The organism is Rhodoferax sp. (assembly GCF_039922535.1).
Taxonomy (GTDB): domain Bacteria; phylum Pseudomonadota; class Gammaproteobacteria; order Burkholderiales; family Burkholderiaceae_C; genus Rhodoferax_B.
In genome coordinates this window covers 1-2,720 of sequence record NZ_JBDTEM010000207.1, presented here as the reverse complement: position 1 = coordinate 2,720, position 2,720 = coordinate 1, and the positions used below count along the sequence as shown (strand labels likewise).

The following is a 2,720-nucleotide window of genomic DNA, read 5'->3' as shown; positions in this document are numbered from 1 at the left end:
ACAAGGGTCGTATGGAAATTGCCACCGTTTTAGCCCCAAGCTGCGGTTTGGAGTGGGGACCGCGGCATGGTGTGCGGTTCGCACCGGATGCGTGCGCCGTGCACCTAAGTGTTCCGTGGCGAAGTCGATCAGCGTGCTTTTGAAGCGCAACGCAGTAACACCGATTCGGCCCATACAGTCCTCGCCACTGCGGACACCCAAGCTGCAATAGTTGCGCGCAGTGAGCGCCAGGCCGTCATCTTCTTCGTCAGGAAAATGTTGAGTGAGTACGGCAGCAAAGATATTGTTAGTTGTCATTGCAGGGTGATCCTATATAGGCCACCATCGCCCCCGATGGCGTGAACAGAAGACGGGTAGATTCAGAGCCAGACGAATTGAGGCATGGTGATAGGCAATCCGGTGGATTTCTAAAAAAATGCCCCTCATGTGAAAGCCTGCCAAGCAAGACTGGATATTAGGTAACAAGCCGCAGCATATGTGTGCGTATCTGGCGCCGTGGCGGCAGTGAATTGCAAATCAAGGGACGTTGACGGGAGAAGCTTGCGAGTTATTGCAGCAAGCATTTTGGGGCTGGCGCAGTGGATCAATGTGGGCGAATATCGACTTCATTCACATGTTCGCAAGAGAGATTTCCCGTATGTCTTCTTCCTCCCCTTCCGACCTTGCCCAGGACCGCGTGGTTCTCCGTGCGATGACTACCGACGACATCGAACAAGCCTACGCCTTGTCAGCCGAACTTCGCTGGCCACACCGGCCGACCGACTGGGCGCAAGTCTTTGCGCATGCCGAAGGCACGGTGGCTGAGCAGGGGGGGCGGATCGTAGGTACCGGGCTGCGTTGGCGCTGGGGCACGGAGCATGCATCCGTGGGCCTGATCATCGTGAGTCCAAGCTGCCAGGGTCGCGGCATTGGCCGCCAACTGATGGATGCCTTGCTCGATGGTCTGGACGATCACACCGTGCTGTTGCAGGCCACTGAAGCGGGGCAGCCGTTGTATGAAAAACTGGGCTTCAAAGTGACGGGCGGCGTGCGACAGCACCAGGGCGTTGCCACACCCACACCTCTGATTGCGCAGCCCCCCGGCTGGCGCATGCGGCCTGCGGGCCTGAACGAGCTAGCTGCACTGCAATCGCTGGACGCGGCCGCACGCGGAATGCCCCGCCCGGCACTTATCGAAGACCTTTTGGCCAGCGCCGAAGCCTGTGTGGTGCTGGACCATGAACAGACACCGCGCGGCTTCGCCATGTTGCGCCGCTTTGGCCGCGGCCACACCATCGGGCCAGTGGTTGCACCTGACGTAGAGGGTGCCAAGGCGTTGATCGCCCACCTGGCCGGGCAGAACGCGGGCCGTTTCACGCGTATCGACGTGGATGCGACTGCGGGCCTGGGCGACTGGCTGGCCGCTATTGGTCTGGTGGAAGTCGATGCGCCGACAACCATGGTGCGCGGTAAACCACTGGTCTATTCCGACGGTGGCCCTGCACTTTTTGCCATCACCACACAGGCTATTGGTTGAGGGCGGCATGGTGCATGAATTCAGTTTCGTCTACAAGTCCGACCCGGTGCGCGGCCGCCAATGGGCGGAGATATTCCGTGAACAAGCACCCCACATAGACTTCCGCATTTGGCCTGACATCGGCGACCCTGAGAGGGTGCGCTTCCTCGCAGCCTGGGTACCGCCCGATGGCATCGCCAGCCATTTTCCCAAGCTGGAGGTGCTGTTCTCCTCGGGAGCGGGCGTGGACCAGTTTGACTTGAATGCACTGCCCGCCGACCTGCCGGTCGTCCGCATGGTGGAGCCAGGCATCGTCAGTGGCATGGTGGAGTATGTAACCCATGCCGTGCTGCACCTGCACCGCGACATGCCGCAGTACCGTCGCCAGCAACAGCGCGCCGAATGGCAACCACGGCAGGCCAAACTGGCGGCCGACCGGCGCGTAGGGGTGCTTGGCCTGGGCTCACTCGGGCAGGCCGTGCTTGCGCAAATGAAGGCCATGGGCTTCGACTGTGCGGGTTGGAGTCGTTCGCAGCACCACATTGACGGTGTGCAGTGCCACGCTGGAAGCGAAGGCCTGGCCGACTTCTTGGCCGGCACCGAGATCCTTATTTGTTTGCTCCCGCTCACCGAAGCAACGCGCGGATTTTTGAATAAAAAACTCTTCGAACAGTTGCCCAAGGGGGCCGGTCTCGTGCATGTGGGGCGAGGGCCGCAATTGGTCGATGTCGACTTGCTGGCTGCCCTGGATACGGGCCAGATCGGTGACGCCATCCTTGACGTCACCGACCCGGAACCTCTGACGCCCGAGCACCCGTTTTGGTCGCATGCACATATCGCGCTGACGCCACACATCGCCAGCATGACACATCCGCTGAGCGCGGCACGGGTGGTGCTGGACAACCTGCGCCGCTTTGATAGAAACGAGCCGATGGTCGGGCTGGTGGACCGCTTGCGTGGCTACTGAAACATGTGGCCTCCATGAAGATGCACGGGCACATGGCCCGCTGGCTTTGAAATTCTCGTCCTTTACCATGCCGGCAGATTGCGCTGTCGAAGGCTGAAAATCGCCAATTTCCCGCGGTTGGTGGCACCTGCTTCGGCACCCAAACCGCAAGGCCCGCTCTAGCATAGAGGCATTCATCAAGCAACTCTGGATAAGGCCTCTTCCATGTCAAAACTTCTCGTCTCCTTCCACCTAAACCAGCTCGGCGAACCACGCGAA

At 60.3% G+C, this 2,720-nt stretch carries 3 protein-coding genes; 2 read left to right on the top strand and 1 reads right to left on the bottom strand.

Annotated elements, in window-relative coordinates:
- The coding region (locus ABI213_RS09910; RefSeq protein ID WP_348026909.1) for a hypothetical protein at positions 1-297 on the bottom strand (297 nt) is incomplete at its 3' end.
- Positions 298-637: 340 nt separating this feature from the next.
- Here ABI213_RS09910 and ABI213_RS09905 point away from each other — a divergent pair.
- Entirely contained in the window at positions 638-1,516 is an 879-nt protein-coding gene (locus ABI213_RS09905; RefSeq protein WP_348026907.1) for a GNAT family N-acetyltransferase, read from the top strand.
- A gap of 7 nt (positions 1,517-1,523) precedes the next feature.
- Positions 1,524-2,462 (top strand): glyoxylate/hydroxypyruvate reductase A, encoded by a 939-nt coding sequence (locus ABI213_RS09900; protein ID WP_348026905.1) that lies wholly within the window; start codon positions 1,524-1,526, stop codon positions 2,460-2,462.
- Positions 2,463-2,720 lie beyond the last annotated feature (258 nt).

Bases quoted from the DNA above. Each gene is read 5' to 3' on its own strand.
- ABI213_RS09900 (WP_348026905.1), top strand. From the start codon at position 1,524: ATGGTGCATGAATTCAGTTTCGTCTACAAGTCCGACCCGGTGCGCGGC.
- ABI213_RS09905 (WP_348026907.1), top strand. From the start codon at position 638: ATGTCTTCTTCCTCCCCTTCCGACCTTGCCCAGGACCGCGTGGTTCTC.